The organism is Candidatus Obscuribacterales bacterium (assembly GCA_019744775.1).
Taxonomy (GTDB): Bacteria; Cyanobacteriota; Vampirovibrionia; order Obscuribacterales; family Obscuribacteraceae; genus SBAT01.
In genome coordinates, this window is record JAIETZ010000004.1 from 445,643 (window position 1) to 465,401 (window position 19,759).

1 protein-coding gene is annotated in these 19,759 nt (G+C 49.6%); it reads left to right on the top strand.

What is annotated here, in order from left to right:
- The first annotated feature begins 53 nt into the window (after positions 1-53).
- Positions 54-19,751, top strand: a complete 19,698-nt coding sequence (locus tag K2Y22_11470) for a hypothetical protein (GenBank protein ID MBX9879067.1) — start codon at positions 54-56, stop codon at positions 19,749-19,751.
- Positions 19,752-19,759: the final 8 nt, after the last annotated feature.

Here is a 19,759-nt window from a genome sequence, read left to right on the forward strand (position 1 = left end):
GGCGAGAATCGCACGGGTCAGCGGCACGTTAATTAAGGACGTGTAGTTTGAAGGTGCCTAAACTACTTATTTGCTTGCTAACCCTGCAGTTCGCTGTGGGGCAGTTGTGTCTCCCGGCGTCAGCGCAAGACGCACCGGCAGCTCCGCCGACAAATAATCTCGACCTTGGTTCCGCTGACAAAACTGTCGCGGCATCGACAGTTATACAACCAGCAGCTCAAGCAACGATCAATCTTGGAGCGAACGCGGTTACCTATACTTCAACAGACATGTTGACGGCAGCGGAAATGGTCGCTGTCCGTCAGGTACTTGCTACAGGCACACAATATCTCCAATTGAACGATCAAGGTGTCGCCGTCGGGGGCGGACTGCATTTACATTACTATGCCAATAACCTAAACAACTTGGTCATTCCGGAAGGCGTGCGCGCTTCGCAAAATGCCGCCGTACTGAGTTCGTTGAACCTAACAGGCAATCTAGCAAATTCAGGCACGTTGAATATTTTCTCCAATAATCCGGCTGTAACAGCAGCAACCATCAACGCCAACAACATCTACAACAATGTTGGAGGACTCATCAATTCCAGTCTGGCGACATTGAATGTGAATGCCGTCAACAACATCGTCAATAATGGCACGATTATGAGCGCCGGTAATTTGAATATGACTGCCGGCGGTAGCATCGTAAATACGGCCGTTATGCAAGCCATGAGCGCAATAAATCTCGCATCAGGCGCTGGTAACATCGTCAATTCCGGACTTATCTCATCACTTACGAGCAATATAAGCGTAAGCACGCAGACTATAAATAACCTGCTCGTCAATAACACAGGCGGCGTCATGCAAGCACTCAACGGCAGCATCAACGTGCGTGATGTTTTGTACAACGCTAAATCGAACACGTCATTAACAGGTGGCGATTGGTTGTCACAAACATTGAATACACATTCCGGCAATGGCATCGTTGATATAAACGTGGATAAACTAACCGGCAAGTTGAACGTCTATGCCGGTGAAGTGCATGTGCAGGCGGCAACAGACAATTTGCTCTTAGGGGACATGATAATCATTGGTGACCCCACTTATTACAACACTTTGGGCGACGTGACCATTGGCGGTAGCTTAAGTTTTTCCGGACAAGCTCTGGCAATTGTGGCCAATCAGAATATCGTCACGACTTCCGGAGCAGGCGCAATAGATACAAGTTCAGCTACAAGCAATGGCGGCAGAATACTCATGTATGCCGGAGTGGCATTTACATCGAATGGTCCAGCGCAAGCAAATAACGACACAACATCGACACTGGCAATTACAGGTGTCTCAAGCACTGGCGGAAAAATCGATCTCAATACAGGAAGTGCAATTACTTCATTGACTTCACGAGGCGCAACCTCTTCAGGAAATGGCAACGGTGGCGCCATTCAACTGGCAGCATTTAAAGGCAGCAATTCAGATTCAGGAACAATAACACTGCCTTCAGCAGTAACAATCACATCAGGCGGTGGCGGGTCAGGCACTAACGGCCTTGTGCAAATGCTGGCTGAAGCAACAAGTGGTGTAGGTATAAGCGTAGGCGCAATAGATACGACCGGTGGCACAGGCACTGCTTCCGGTGCCGGTGCAATTACGCTGCATGCTGATGCAGCAGCATTCGGAATGTTTCCCACTTCCATCACCAACGGAGTCGGTGGCAGTATCGGAACAGTTTCAGATTTAGGCACTTCAACAGCTTCTGTAATTACAGGCGCGCTAACGACAATCTCGACAGGAGCAAACTCAGCTCCCATAAGTATCGTCTCTGGCGGCAATGTCTTCATTAACGGCAACGTTACCATGAACAGTCTTGCCAGTACGACAGCGTCCAACAGCTTCTCAGTCAAGCTAATCAGCTCATCAGCATTTACCATCGGTGCAGGCGCATCCGGAACCGGCATTAACGGAAGTATTACATCTACTCCAGGAACTTCTGCTCCTGGAGCTTTGGTAAGTGTGACGAACAGCGGAACGGGCGGTATCACACTAAGTAATCCAGCCAATATCAGCAAAGCTGCAACTTCCGGTGCCGGCGGTAACTTAACGCTATCAGCACTACAAGGTCCTTTGTCCATTGGAGCAGGGACATTATCAACCAACGCTGCGGTATCCGGCACAGCCGGCACCATGACTCTATACGGCACGACAATCACTGTGACCGGTGGTGGTGTTCTCAACCTCAATGCTAACAGCGTTGGAGCAGGGACAGGCGGCGTGGTAAATATTACAGCGAGCGGGGCTGGTTCTTCATTGACTTTCGCCAACGTTGGCGGAGGCATGATTGTCCAAGCAACAGGTGGCGCAACCAGTGGTGGTGGCGGTACAGTAACAGCTTCTGCGGGAGGCAATATCACTTATAACGCTGCAATCACAATCGCTCCTAATGCTACTAATGGAGCAGGCGGCAACGTTACACTGAAGGCTGGTACGGCAGGAGCAGGTACCTTAAGCATCTCCAATGGATTATCTGTTAGCGCCAACGGTTCCGGAGCTGCTGGCACCCTTATACTTCAAGCTAGTTCACAAAGTGCGCTGACTATTGGAAACAACTTAACGGCATCTGGCGGTACCGGTGGCACCATTAAAATTGCTAACATCGGTATCGGCGGAATCGACTTCACAATTACCAATGCTCTAACGGCAACTGCAACTGGTTCAAGTGGGGCAGGAGGCACAATTATCGTCGACGCAGGAGTTTTAGGAGGAATTACTGCGGTCTCCGGGACATGGTCCGCAAGTGCAAGTACAACAGGAGGCGCAAGTGGAGCCGGTGGAACGATTACAATCAACAGCGCGGCTCTTGTCGTTAGTGGCGGCGCACTTACCATCAGTGCTAATGGTGCGCAGTCTGGTGCGACGAGTAAGGGTGGAACTATCTCAATTACTAACACTGCCGCAACAGCAAACTTCACAGTGGGCTCCGGCTCCGGTCAAGTAATTATTTCAGCAGTTAGTGGAAACGCCTCACTTGCCGCTGGTGGCATAGTGACAATTTCAACCTCACGAAACCTGACAATCGATCCTGCGTCGCTAACTGTAGTAAACAATGGAACTGAAGTTACGGGCGGTATTCTGACACTTTCTGCAGGCACGGCAGGACAAGGCAATTTATACATTAACGGCAGTTTGAATGTCAGTCCGTTTTCTTGCTCGTGTGGTTCAAATGGTGGCACTATCACTTTAAACTCAAACAGTAGTACCACTTTCACAGTAGGAGCAGGTGCTACAACCAATGGTGTTAACGGGACGCTAACATCAAATGCGGGTAATATCGGCAGCACGGCTGGAACAATCAATATAACCAACCTGGGAACTGGCGGTATAACAATTCTCGATCCGGCAAATTTGTTAGTAGGCTCCAATCTTGCCGGAGCAGGTGGCACAATTAAGTTAGAGGCACCAAACGGGCCACTAGCATTCTCCACTGGTGGAACACTTTATGCCAGTTCAAGTTCAGCAAGTACACCTAATGGCGGATTCATTACTCTTTATGCACAAACCATAAGCGTGTCGGGAGGAACAGCACTTACCGTAGCTGCTAATGCTGGTGGTGGCACAGGCGGCATTGGCGGCACAATATCCATGACGGCGCTAAATCCGACTGCCAGTCTTACAATTGGTTCTGCCAGCGGTCAGTTTATCGTATCAGCAATAGGCTCAGGAGCCTCCGGCGCAAAAAATGGCGGAATAGTCACTATCTCCTCAGGCGGCAACTTAACCATTAATACCGCGAACCTGACTGCTGAGGGCACCGCGAATGGCGCAGGACCTCAACTTACATTTACGGCAGGGACCGGCGGTTCAGGCAATCTATTTATCAACGGTACATTGAATGCGCGCGGTAACGGCTCAGGTACTGGTGGCACCGTCATTCTCAATTCCAGCAGCAGTACGACTTTCAATATGGTTTCAGGCGCTACGACTAACGGCGTAAATGGAGCCGTAAATGTACAGTCTCAATCAAGCGGTGCCGGCGGCACGCTGCGTGTGAGAAACTTTGGGTCTGGTGGCATTTCAGTTGGCGGTACAAGTAGCTTCAACTTAGCAGCCGTATCAGGAGCTGGCGGCACACTAGAATTAAATGCCGGTACGGGCACTCTCAACTTCGCCGCAAATACCATAATGGACGTAAATGCTGCAAGCAGCGGGCTTGGCGGCACAATAACTCTTACAGCAGGAAATATTACAGGCTCAGGCAACATGGATTTACGAGCTGACGGAGCAAGTTCAAGCAATGGCGGAAACGTTACAATAACGACAACCAACGCAGGAAGTGCTTTAACAATTGGAACGGGAACCGCAGAATTCCAAGTTACGGCTCGGTCTGGTACATCCGGTGGAAACGGCGGCGTGGTCAACTTTTCCGCTGGCGGCAACGTTACAGGTGCCACCGCTTCGCTCACCATTGGACCTCGCGGCACCAACGGAAACGGCGGACAACTGACACTTACAGGCGGCAGCAACGGCTCTGGCAATGTATTCCTAGACAATTCCTTTAGCGCCACAGGCAATGGAACTGGAAACGGTGGTTCAATTACAATTAGTTCCAATAGCAGTACAGCTTTCACCTTAAGCAACGGTGCAACCGTTAACGGAGTTGGCGGCGGCTCTCTAACTGCAACTGACGGTTCAACCGGAAGTGGTACTACACTGGGAGGCACCATTTCAATTACCAACCGCGGCACTGGCGGTATCACTTTTACTGCGACAGGCTCCGTGACCGTAAACCAAGGAGCAGGTTCCGCCAAAGGTGGAACGATCACGTTGAATGCCGGCCCTGGTGTTCTGACAGTCCCTGGGGGAACAACTATATCAGCCAATGGTACAGGTACGTCGTCAAATGGTTTTAACGGCGGGACGATTACAATTACAGCGTCGTCTCTATCCATATCCGGCGGCACACTGACACTACAGGCAAACGCTAATTCCGCAGGTTTGAGTCCGGGTGGAACGATAAACGTCACAACCACAAGCAGCGCTTACGACATCGTGGTCGGCAGCGCAACCGGAAATTTGGTATTACAAGCAATTGCCAGCAATTGCTCCGGATGCTCAGGTATTGCCCGTGGTGGCAATGTTAGCCTCACATCAGCTTCAGATATAACTATAGCCCCCGCCTCACTAAATATAAACACTACCCAATCAGGCAGCGGCGAAGGCGGTACTCTCAGTCTTGTTGCAGGGACTTCAGGGATGGGCAACGTATTCATTAGCAGCGGACTGTCAGTGGATGGACATAATGCCGGTGGCGGCGGCACAATCACAATTGTCACCAATAGTGCATCACCATTCACCGTGGGCACCGGAGCTTCTACCAATGGTATTAACGGAGTCCTCAGCGCTCAATCCGGCACTTTAGGCGGCAACCAATGGGGCGGTGGAACAATTTCAATTACAAATAATGGAAATGGTGGCATAACACTGGTCAGTACAAGTAGTTTGACAGTAGCCGGTAACGGTTCAAACGCATATGGCGGAAATTTAACTCTGAATGCAGGACAAGGCATCTTTACCACACCCACAGGCACACTCTCAGTCAATGCTATCGGCAATTCATTCGGCAATCCTGGTGGAACAATAAGCATTACTGGCTCTCATCTCAATGTAACTGGTGGTGCTCTTACACTTACTGCCAATGCCGGTAGCAATGGATTCGGCGGTACGATCACACTGACGCAAACAAGCAACACATTAGATCTAGCCATAGGAACCGGCACTGGACAATTCATCCTTTCAGCAACAGGAGCGAGCACATCAGGTCAAGGCGGCACCATCAATCTCTCCTCCGGAAGGAACCTAACAATCTCAACAGGATCCATAACAGCAAATCCAGGCACAAACGGAAAAGGCGCTACTTATTCGTTTACAGCCGGTGCTACCGGCTCAACCGGTAATCTATATATCAATGGCAGCCTCTCTGCCAACGGTGTGGGTTCATTGGGACAAGGTGGTTCTGTTACCTTAGTATCGCGTAGCTCGACAACCTTCAATGTCGCAGGCGGCGCTACAACTAATGGAGTAGCTGGATCGATTTCAGCTGACAACAGCAGCTCATCGGCAACACCCGGAACAATTTCAATAACCAACAATGGCACGGGCGGCATTACTCTTGGCGCCCTCTCAAATTTATCCGTCAATGCAGCAGGGGTAACAGCGGACGGCGGCAGCATTACATTGAATGCAGGCAGTGGCACGCTAACTCTTCCAAGCGGCACACTTTCCGTCAGTGCTATCGGAAGTTCAACAACTAATGATGGAGGCACACTAAACCTTACAGCTCAGCAGTTAGCTATTACTGGCGGTAATCTTTCTTTGACAGCCGACGGTCAATTGGCAGGCAATGGTGGAACCATATCCGTAACCACAGCCAGCTCCACATATGACATTGTTGTAGGCTCAGGCAGCGGACAGATTTCGATATCAGCAACCGGGGGAGACATTGGAAGCAGCAGTGGCAATGCAGGAACCGTCACCATATCTTCCGGAAATGATCTAACCATTACCCCCTCCAGCCTTGTAGTCACATCCTACAGTTATGGCACAACAGGCGGCACCCTGAATCTGACCGCAGGCACCGGAGGAACGGGTAATCTCTTTGTCAATGGAAGTCTCAGCGCATCCGCAGGCTCGGTCTTATTTGGAGCTGGTGGTGGCACAATAAATATCACCTCACGAAGCTCGACTGCCTTCACGATTAATGCCGGCGCAACAACGAATGGTATCAATGGTACGCTAACGGCATCAGCCGGAATACAAGGCAATGGCGGAACAATTTCCGTCGTCAACCTCGGTACAGGCGGTGTAACCGTCACATCGTTAGCGAATATTTCTGTTGCCGCAGGCGTTCTTACCGGTAATGGCGGCTCATTAACTTTGAATGCCGGATCAGGAACTCTGACTGTAGCATCCGGAACAATCTCCGTATCCTCAGCCACAGGAAATGGTGGCACCGTTACTCTATATGGCACCCCAATTACAATTACCGGCGCAAGCGCACTCACAATAATGGCCAATGCCGGCGGGACAGGCAACGGCGGACAAATATTTGTTACTACCTTGGGCGCAACTACTGATGTGACGACTGGCACAGGCACGGGACAATACTTCCTTTCCGCCAACGGCGGATCGCCATTTTCGGCATCCGGCAATGCCGGCAGTATTGTATTGATTGCTGGCAGAAACGTTACTAGTGCGAATGATTCAATTGTGGCACAGCCATTAGGGCTGAGTGGAAACGGAGGAACACTTAGTCTTACAGGTACAGGGAATGTATATGTTGGCAATACCCTATATCAAATAGGCAAGGGTACCGGCAACGGAGGAACCATCTCTCTATCAAGTACTAGTTCGACTGTCTTCAATATTGCATCAGGAGCAACTACAAATGGCGTCAATGGCTCACTCGTTGCAGGTGCGGGTATTACATCGGGAGATGGCGGAGCAGTCATCGTTCGTAATTTGGGATCCGGTGGTGTGACGCTCAGCGACACAAATAATTTCACAGTTTTACCATCGTATGGAGGCGGTGCGGGAGGGACGCTAACCTTACAAGCCAGCGGAACCTTAACGCTTCCCGGCACTACAACAGGTGCCTATTTTGTCAGCGCAACAGGCACCGGCAATAAATCCGGCGGAAGTGTCACCCTTATTGGCGCACCAATCACTCTTACATCCAGCAGCCAACTCTCAATTCGCGCCGATGCCAGAGGGACAGGAGCCGGTGGCACAATTACAATTACATCAGGTGGTAGTACATCCGATCTCACAGTAGGTGCTGCAAATATTTTCTTGTTGTCCGCAATGGGCGGTTCGGCAAATTCAGCAAGCGGCTCAGGTGGATCTGTAACAGTTACAACCGGCAGAAATCTTACGGTAGATCCAGCGTTAATTACCTACAATCCGCAAGGACTAAACGGAAATGGCGGTCAAATTTATTTGCAATCTGGTCTATCCGCCTCAGGAAATCTTGTAATAAGTTCATCGATATCAGCCAACGGCAAAGGCACGTCCTTAGCGGGAATAGTTTCCTTGACTACGAATAGCTCAACTACATTCAATATCGGTACCGCCGGCACAAGTGGTTTAACTGGAACAATTTCAGCCAATTCGGGATCCTTCGGCGGCAGCGGGGGCACAGTCTATGTACAGAATTCCGGTACCGGCGGCATAACACTTCCTTCTGCTGTTAATATATCGGTTAATGCATTAGGAACTGGAGGAGCTGGCGGAGGTATCACCTTAAGGGCAGACTCGGGAGCCCTTACATTGACTTCGGGTGTATTGTCGGCCAACGCAGCAGGCACAGGCAACTACGACGGTGGCACGATATTACTGCGTGCTAACTCATTCTCCATTTCCGGAGGCGCCTTCACAGCAAACGCCAACGGTGTTAATAGCGGAAATGGCGGATTCATCACAGCAACGACCTTATCGTCCACAGCAAGCGGTGCTATAACAATTGGCTCAGGCAGCGGCAATTTAGTCTTGAATGCAACAAGCGGAAGCGTTGGAGGAGGTGGCGGCAAAGTCACCGTCACCGCCGGACAAAATCTCAATGTCAACACTGGCTCTCTTTCGGTAGCCACCCTCGGTCCCAATGGCAATGGTGGAACTATCACGCTTACAACAAGTGCCGGACTAATGTTAATCACCGGCACACTTTCAGCCAATGGTGTTGGTACAGGAAATGGCGGTTCTATAACTTTGAATATTCACAATAGTAGCAGCACATACTTTGTAATTGGCGGCGCATCAACCAATGGCATCACCGGAAATCTAACAGCAAATGCAGGCTCCAATTATGGCAATGGTGGTTCAGTAACAATTAACGACTATCAAAATTGGGGCTCACAACTGACGGCAACGTCAAATATTTCCGCGGCTGCTTCAGCAGGTGGTGGCAACGGCGGCACGATTAAGATTATAGCTTTCGGCACAAGCGATCTACAACTTCCCACTGGCACGCTATCAGTTGACGGACAAGGCAATGGAAATGGTGGCACAATCGAATTCAATACATTCTACTTTAGCGGAACTCCAACCACAACTCTTTTCGCAAATGGCGATGGCTACGGTAATGGTGGTTCTATTAGCCTGACTGAAACACAGGGAGGTAGTCGATTTATTACTGTAGGTCCAAGTGGATTTACAATTGCCGCCAATAGCGGTGCATCCGGCGGCAATGGCGGCACTGTCTATCTTAATGCGGCCGGCTCAGCGCTTACAGTCAACATGTTGTGGCTAACTGCTGATCCTTTAGGCACAAACGGCAACGGTGCAAACTATACTTTCATAAACGGAAGTAGCGGATCACTCGGCGCACTGCAAATAACGGGAGACGTCAATGCAAATGGCGTCGGCAATGGCAACGGCGGCTCAGTAACAATCATTTACTCAGATGCCACCAATCCGTTTACCGTTGGCACAACAAGCAGTCAATTCGTCTCAGGGGATATATTTGCCAACGCACCGACTACCGGCAATGGTGGCTCTATTTCAATTACAAATACTTATGCTACTGGTCCTCTCACTGTAAACATGACGGACAACATTACTGCCAATTCCGGCAGCGGCACGCTGGGCACAGTGACCTTCAACAAGTCCGGACAAGCGGTGTCAGTAACAGGTAGTGGTCAATTGATAGGCAATGTAATAGCAACAGGAGCATCAGTAACCTTATCTCCACAATCAGGACTAACGGCAAAAACGATAACATCATCAGCCGGCAATATCTTGTTATCTGTTAACTCCGGCGCCCTCGCACTAGCAAGCTCTGCAGCACTGTCAGCCACTCAGGGTAGCATAACTATCCAAAACAACGACACTACGACAGGAACCATAGCGATTGGTGCAAACTCCACTATCTCTGCAACCTCTACCACTTCCGGACAGGGCAGAGTCAATATAGTCATAGGCTCTGTTCCTGGCTCACCTGTTGCAGGCATTCAGCCTAGCAATTTCACAGCAAATCTAACCAATGCCGGAACAATCTATTACGGCAGTCCTAACTTTACGTCAAATTCCCCAACCAACACGGCCAACGTAGATGGTGGAAGAGTCCTCTTCAACAACACGGGCAGCATCGGTGCAACCGCAGTTACTTTGAATGGTGGCGTTGTCATCAATTCAACTGCACCTGGACTTCCAGTCTTAACCAGTCTTGACCTTACAGATCCTTCCATCACATCGTACATACAAACTCAACAAGGATTGGGCACACTCGGTGGTACTCTCATTCTTTCCAGCGGCGTCGCGCAACCAGGCAGCACACTTACAATTCAACCCGGCAATTTGTCAGCGTCACTTTCGTCATTTAACATCCCAGCTGGTGTCGTCGTCACAATGGACTCCTTCACCGGCTCCAATACAATCACCATCGACATAACTGGTAGCAGCTTCACCACACAAGCAACCCTCACCGGAACAACCGCATTCGGCTCCGGCTCCGGCACCCTCGTAATCAACTCCACACAAGCCGGCAATGCATTCCTAATCAACTCCGCTGGTGTCCTAAGCAGCACAGCAACTCTCGACATTTCAACGAACAGAAGTGCAAGTATCGCCGGCACAATTACAGCTACAACACTAAATATCACCACAACTGCAAACAACGGCGCCATAAGCGTAACGGGAAGCATCACAGGTTCTGCCGGAGTCAACCTAACAACTAATGGCACCGGTAACGTCACCAGCGGTGTATCGTCGTCTATTCTAGCAACCAATAATCCAATTACAATTACTGCAAATGACGTTGCTTTCTCCGGCTCCGTAAATGCTGGAACAGGCACAGTGACTCTGAAACCAAACAGCACGCAAACCATGTCTCTGAACGGAGCTGGCGGAACATTCTCAGTGCTTTCGACTGATTTAAACAACATCATTGCCGGGACAATGGTCCTTGGCTCCAACACCAATTCAGGAACTATCACTCTTGCAGGCGCACTAACACTGCCAGGATCAGGCTCAGCTGGAACGACCGCCGGTCTCTACAATCTGGAACTCAGAAGCGGAGCTGCCGGTGGCACATATTCAGCCGGTTCAAATGCATTGAATGTCAGAGGACAAAACCTAACAATCAACGTTGCCGGTAGTGCCAATACAGGAAGCGGCGGAATCTCCGGAACCTCCGGCACCGTAGCAATCACCGGTGGTGGCGTGACTCTTGGTGCAGCAATCACATTATCCGGCAACGGCACAATCAACCTTACTGCTACAGGCAGCACTAATCTCACCATGAATGGCAATGTTCAAACTGCATCGGGCGGGCAAATCTTGTTAAACACCGGAACTGGGGGATTCAGTCAGGGTGCCAATATCTCGACGGGCAGCTTAGTCTTTACCAGCACAAGCGGCTCCGCATCCCTGAATACAACCGTTAGCAACTTTACAGCCAACACAACCGGCAGCATCAACCTAACAAATACAGGTGCTCTAATAATTGGCCCGGCAGGGACTACTAGCACAGCCAACACCTTCACCGTATCGAATAATCAAACAATCACTGTGAACGGTGGCATTACAGCAAGTTCTATTTCCGGTGTATCTCTGACAACAACTGCCAACAGCGGCAATATAGACGTCAACGCCGATGTTACAGGAGGCGGTATTACATTCAGCACCAATGGCAATGGCATAGTGACAAATGCTGCCTTAACAGATATCGAAGCAACTAATGGAACACTGCAGATAACAGCCAGCAACGTACTTTTCAACGGCACCCTGACTGGTCCTAACGATGTCCTACTTCTCGCCAATGGCAGTATTCCAGTGGTTATAGGCGGTACCAGCGGTACTTTCAACGTTACAAGTTCTGTGATAAATGCTGTAACCGCTAACAACCTACTAATCGGTTATGGTTCGAGCATGACCGTAGTCGGTCCTGTGGATGTCTCAAGTGCAAACTTCAACGGATTCTACCTTCAACCGACCGGAAGTTACTCGGCTAACGGACAAACGATGACAATTGGTGGCAAGACATTGAGTGTTCAAAATTTAGGGTCAGGAAGCATCGATACCGGAGCGGTTACCGGCAACAGCAGTTCTAGTATTACCTTCAGCGCTTCTTTGTCTTTAACAGTCTCAGGAGCTATTACTGGCGGCGACATGCAATTCTCTAACAGTTCTGGAAACATGACATTTGCAGCAGGCGTATCAGGCACTTCAATAAACACCAACAGCCCCGGTGAAATAATTCAAAGTTCGGGAACTATTGCAGGAACAAGTCTAAATCTTAATGCCACCAATGGTATTGGACTTCTAAGTCCTATTCAAACGGCTATTACTTCGCTCATAGTGAATACGGGGTCATCTTCTAGCGCTTTCATTTCTAACGCTGGAGCATTACAGATAAATTCATCCACCGTCGGAAATCAATTCCAAGTAGCCACAACAGGAGCAAGCGCAAACATTACAGTGAGCGGTACAGTAACTGCAACCAATGGACAGCTTCAACTAAGCGCAAATGGCAATATAACCACCAATGCCGCAATTTCCGGAAACACCTTGACTCTCCAAACGTTAACCGGCACCAACGGTACTATTGCTCTTAACCATAACGTAACCGGAACTAATGGAGTTACGATCACCACAAACGGAAATGGGAACGTCACAAACGCAGTTACTCGCTCAATAACCGCTACAAACGCTTCAATTTCCATCACCGCTAATGATGTAATTTTTAGCGGTTCGGTCAACGCGGGCACAAGCGGATCAGTTTCACTGATACCAAATGGTGCTAAAGCTATTACCGTCGGCGGAGGCGCTGCAACTTTCAATGTCAGCTCCACAGAGCTTGCTGCGATTACTGCTGGCACTTTAACGATCGGCACAACGGCTCAAGTAGGCGGCTTCACCGTAGGTGGCAATTTGAATGTTTCCGGCGCAGGTCCAGCCGGTGCTTACAACTTGGTGTTCAACAATGGCGGCAATTACACAGCAGCTGGTCGAACAATCACGTTGGGTACTAAGACGCTGACAGTCAATGCTCTAGGCACTGTAACTACCGGTACAGTGACAGGTGGCAATACAACAGTACTGATTACATCAGGTACCGGAACTACCGTTTCGAATGCTGTGACTGTCACCGGTGGCACAGTTACTCTTAATACGACCAACAATGGAAGCATTCTCATTACTGCCAACGTAGGCGGCGGCGCAACTACTAATATAGATGTGCACGGTTCTGGCAATATCGATCTGGCAGGCAGTGGCTACAACGTTACAGGTACCACAGTAAATCTTTCATCGGATAACGGCATCATAGGCACAACCGGTGGTGGAGTACCGACAATAGCCGGCACGTTGACAATAAACGGCGGCAGTGACGCACTGGTTACAAATACCGGAGACGTAATACTCGGCACCTCGGCTACCGGTGGTTATCTGAGACTAATTACTGCAACAGCCGGTTCAGACATCAGCACGTCAGGGACAGTAGCCGCGACTGGTGCACTTATATTGGAAGCAACAGGCAACGTCACAACAAGCAATCCAATCTCCGGCGATGAGGTAAGAGTAACATCCAATGATGTATCATTTGGCGCCACCGTTACTTCACCTAACCTCATTTGGCTTCAACCGTCAGGCAGTCAGTCAATCTCCATCGGTGGAGCAGGGGGTACGTTCAGCGTATTGAATTCGGACTTGGCACAAATGAGTGCGCCGAGAGTGATTATTGGGTCGAACACAACTCCTGGAAATATTACTGTAACGGCAGGCGTAAATATTTCAGCCCGGAATTACGACTTACAAATAGAAACCGCCGGAACTTATTCTGCTGCTGGTCAAACGGTGACTCTCGGCGCAAATGACCTTAGCGTAACCTCTACCGGTACACTCAATGCCGGCACAGTAACCAGCACAGGTGGTCAAATATCCCTGACAGGGGCAACCGTTACCGCCGCTGATTTAACAACGGCAAACAATGGCAGTGGCTTCTCCGGTAACGTTTCTATTGTCTCTGGTGGCACTGTCACGGTGTCGGATATCTCTACGGGCTCCACTTCAACAGCTATTGCAGGCGGCATTTATATAACCGCTGTCGGCGCAATCACTACGGACACACTGAGCACAAATACCAATTTAAATGGCGTTGGAAATCCTAACGCATCGGGAAGTGCCGGCGGTGAGATTCAACTGGAAAGCAACAGCGGCACCTTCAATCTCAATTCCATAAATACATCCAGTGGTGGCAGCACCGCAGGCGAATTGACATTTTCGCAAAACGGTAGTGTGTTAACAACGCCGACTGTAACCTTTGCTACAAATTCCAACATCACCATGAAGAGTGTCAGTTCCAGCACCGGACCGTCTGTATCAATTAACTTAGCCAACGCAAATACACTTGGAAGCATAGATACATCAAACAATGGCAGCGGTGTCTCGGGCAATGTAAATTTGACGTCCGCCAGCTCTATAACTTTAGTAGACATTCATACTGGATCTGTCGGCACAGCTCAAGCCGGTACCATTACGATCAATTCCGGCGGTGCGGTTAACGTAAGAGACCTATGGGCAAGTACTAGTACCAATGGAGTCGGAAATCCCAACGTGGTAGGCGGTGCAAGCAACAACATATTAGTGATCGCCACCACATCTATCACCACACGCGACCTTAACGCCAATGTAGCAGGCTCTAATGCAGCCGGTACTGTCACCTTATCCGCAGGCGGCGCGATTATCACAAGTGATGTTTTCACTGGCTCCACAGGCAGTGGAGTCGCCGGCACCATCACCATGACTGCAGGTGGCTCTATCACAACAGACACCCTTAACACAAATACGAACTTAAACCCAGTCGGAAATCCTAACGCCTCTGGTAGTGCCGGTGGTGACATCACGTTGGACAGCAGCACCGCCACCTTCAGCCTTAATTCCGTTAACACGGCTAGCGGCGGCAGCACAGCCGGAGCCTTGATATTCAAGCAAAACGGTGTTGTGCTGGGAACGCCGACCGTCACTATGGCTACAAACTCAACAATCACCATGAGCAGCGTCAGCTCCTCTAGTGGACCTTCTCTATCACTTAACCTAGCCAACTCCAATACACTCGGAGCCATAACCACATCCAACGCTGGCACCGGTGCAGCAGGTGACCTTACCTTGACCTCCAGCGCATCAATCACGACGGGAGCTCTAACTGCCACTTCAGGAGGCGCTCTGGGTGGTGATATAACCGTCACATCAACAACTTCTACGGTAGCCACAGGAGCGATCACAACAAGCAATGCGGCAGTGACGATTACTGCCAGCGACGTGTCCCTAACTAGTGCAGTCAATGCCGGTACTGGTACCGTCAGCCTCTTGCCAAATAGCGCATTGTCGATATCAGTTGGTGGATCAGGAGGCAGCTTCTCCGTACTCGCAACTGATTTAGCAAACATCACTGCAGGCACTCTAGTTGTCGGCACTACATCTCTAGCCGGTGATTTTACAGTGGCAGGCAATCTTAATGTCTCAGGAACAGGCGCCGGCAAGTACAATCTAGAGTTTAATACTGGTGGTAACTACACGGCCGTTGGTCAGACAATTACTCTAGGCACCAAAACGCTCACTGTTGCCGCGCTAGGCACATTGAATACAGGAACAGTGACCGGCGGAAATTCGACAGTGCAACTAACTGGTGGCACAGGTATGACTGTGTCGGGCGCAATTACATCGACAGGTACTGTAAATCTCGACACCACCAACAGCGGCTCCATCTCCATTGGTGCCAATATTTCTGCACCTACGTTGGATGTAACTGCTGATGGTGCAGGAACAATTACCCGCTCTGGTAATTTCACATTGACGGCTACTACGTTGACGCTGGCTTCGACCTCCGGTGACATTGGTCAATTCGGCACTCCGCTTCTGACTGATTCCACTTCGATTACAGCTTCGACAGCCGGCTCCATTTACATTACAGAAACCGGGAACGTAAACCTATCTTCATTTACTGTCGGTTCGGGTAAAACTCTTCAGCTTTCGACAACCGCTGGTGGTTCGATCATTGTTGACACCAATTTGACGACGGCAAGCACAATTTTTCTTGATGCTGATGGAGCCGGAACAATTACACGGTCTGGTAATTTCAACTTGTCGGCTACCTTGATCACGTTAAGTTCAGACACCGGCAATATTGGTCAAGCAGGAACACCATTGAAAGCTGACGCTGTCGTACTTATCGTCTCTACAGGCGGTTCAATATACTTAAATAGCAGTACAGATTTGGCTACAAGTTCATTTACTGTTGGTGCCAATCAGACACTCGATCTTTCAACTTCAGCCAACGGCTCTATATTGGTTGACACAGATGTCACTGCCGACACAATTCGACTGTCGACCGCTGGTAACGGTGATATCACACGCGCGGGCAATGTTACTCTCACTGCCAACACTATCGCCTTGAGCACGTCGTCAGGTAATATTGGTGACTTTGGCACAGAACTTCAAACCAATGCCGGCACTCTAACGATTTCGACCGGTGGATCCGCTCTTATCAATGAAGCCGATTCGGTCAATCTTGGTGCTTCAAACATTAGCGGCACGCTTGAATTAACTACAACTGGCAACGACGGTAGTATCACCGTAACGGGCAATGTCTCAGCCACAAGCATGCTTCTGTCCACCGATGGTGTCGGAGAAATTCAGCGTTCGGGCAACTTTACTCTCAGCGCAACAGCCGTAATCAACTTAGGTTCAGACAACGGCAATATAGGAACATCATCGTCGCCACTGCTAATTGATACAAACACGATAACCATTCAGACAGGTGGTTCAGTCTTACTCAGAGAAGACGATAGCATCAACCTTGGTTTTACAAATGTCGGTGGCACGCTTGAACTCACAACTCTAAATGGTGGTGATATTGTCTTATCAAGCACGATAACAGCCACATCAATGACGCTCACTGCCAATGGCGCCGGCTCAATTCTCGACGGCGGTAGTGGCTCTTTGTCAGCTACATCTGTAATCAATCTCGCTTCAACATCCGGCGATATTGGTGCATCGGGCAACGAGATAAACACCAGCACAAGTACCCTCACTGCTAACACCTCGGGCAACATATACATAATCGAAGTCGATAGCGTTAATCTCGGATTTACTAATGCAGGCGGAGTACTGGAACTTACAACAACTGCCAACGGCACTATCACTCTGTCGGATCAAGTTACAGCCACAACAATGATACTAACAGCTAACGGAACAGGCGAAATTCTCCGTGGCGGTACGCAAACAATTTCCGCCAACACTATGACGCTAAGTTCGACACTGGGCAATATCGGTAGCCCAACGACTCCAATACTTACAGATGCCGGCGTACTGACAGTAAATACAGCTGGACATTCCTATGTCGTCAACACCAACAGCTTGACCCTAGCTAATTCCAACGTAGGCGGAACACTTTCACTATCAACCAACGGAACCTTGACCACGTCAACCGCCAACAGTGCTCAAACGCTCGATTTGACCGCTGCTTCAGTAAACAATAGCGCAACTCAAACAGCTACCGGTCCGACAGGAACCATAACAATAACTGGAGCAGGCGGTTCAAGCGTTACGATAACCGGAGGCGGTACACTAGCCGGCGCAGGCGGTATAAACATCAACGCTACCACCAACGATGTGATTTTCGCAGGCAGTCAAACTTTTAACGGCAATGCATTTATAGATGCAACTGGTACTTCTGGTGATGTGATTGCAGCCAACGGAGTGACCGTATTCAGCAATGCCAACATGACTGTTAACAGCACAACACCAGTTGTAAACACGGCAGCTTTCGGCGCAGCAGGAACTCTTTCAATCAATGCTGGTCCTCCTGTACCGCCGACGCCTCCTACGCCAACTTCTGAAGAAACCACAAGCCCGACTTTAATAGCAATAGTTGCTGATGCGTCCAGCGCCAGCACATCGGCTTTCCAAACAAGAAATGATCCCATTGTAATTTCAACAGACCAAAACCAAGGCATCGCCGGCAACAGCTTGTCACAAGCCTTGCTTAACAACGTTACCAACGGACTATCAACAATCTTGTTCGGCGGCGGCGGTTCTACAGCTGCACCAAGCAGCACCATATTGAACAGCAACGTCATTTCCAATGCTCCAAATCCCGGACCGATAACAGGTAGCAGCATCAACAATTCAACTAACAGCAACACCATCGTAACAAGCGATGTCGATCTCACACCATTTGCCGATTTGTTGCCTACTGGAGACACGACTGTCAGCGGGCAAATTGTTGACAGCAAAACAGGAAATATAACTGCCGGAAATTTGCCAAATGAACTATCAGCGACACCTGGCACAATAGTTCCATCACGTAGTCCATCCGACAACCAGAGCGGACAGAGCAATCCTCTAAGTTCGCTGGGTGAGATGTTCAAGGTTGGCGAAACACGCACAAATTTAGTCATGTTCACGATGGCGAACCAAGTATTCTCCGGATTCATCGGCGGCAATAACGACACTATGGTCAGCGGCACACCAGGAACCATATTCAGCACTGACAAAAATACTGTTGTTCTACATACCGGCCACATGCTAACCGACAACGGGAAGCAAGGCATGACCGTATTCACAAATCAAGCTGCCGTAATGATTGGAGCAGATGCCGCAGCAGTTGTTGATGTTCATCCAGGCTCTCCTACTCGTGTAATGGCTGTTGCCGGACAGGGAAGTTCATCGACCACAGTGCGCACGAGAGACGGTTTGGTTATTCCATTAGCGGCCGGGCAAGAGGTGATCATCGGACAAACAGACTTGTCCGATGAAGACCTCATTCCGGTCGATGGCATGGATCGTGAATTCGTCTCCGGCGGAATCCAGGTCGCTAGCCGTAAAGTCGCTAAGGACAATTTCTCGCTCGATGAATTCATGGACAAGGAAATCATGGTTGCGGGAGTTCCTGTAAGACTAGGCGGCAACAACAAGAGATTGCATGGAAAGATTAGCGCTGCCGCCAAGAGAGCACGCAACACAAATATTGCCGCCAATTACCGCAAGAAGAAAAAAGGCGATGACGACAGCGAAGATGAAGAAAAGAGCGCCCCAATCATAACCAAGGCTCCGGATGGGCAAGATGTTGTTGAAGAGTCCAGCGAACCAGCTAGAGTACTAGCCGAGAAAGAAACGCAATTCAGTCTGACACAGCCGGGAAGAATGCAGTTACTTAAAGGCTCTCTATTCATGCACAATGCTGACCCTACTATTGTCGATACCCCATTAGGTCAGGTCCGCGGCGTCAAAGATTCTATGTTCAAGGTATCCTCCGGCGACGGCACGACACGCGTCCAAGCTATGTCTGGTCCTGACGAAGTATCTGTTATTGCCGGCAAACGTCTGATACCTCTCAATTGCGGCAAAGAAGTCTTTATAACTGATCACAAACCGAATCAGTCGGAATCCGTTCCGGCTGACGGGGTAGGACGTAGAGGAATGTCGGCATTTTCTCTCGATGGAGCATTGAGTGCAATTGTTGGTGACTTCTCGATGGTCACATTGCTTAACAGCACACAATTCTTGAATCCACTGAAACACCCAGTGTCTCAAAGTGATCAACAATTACATGAACAAATAGTCAAGGCTGCTGCTGTTATTCAGCACGTACTCGGCAATCGCGGACGCTATTACATTGCTCCCAAGGAGCGAGCCTCACTGCCAATTCCCGAGTGGGTGATAAAGACGACTGGCAGCAAGCAGGACAGCACGCAGTTATTGAAGGCAATGCTAAACGCCCAGTAAATCCACAA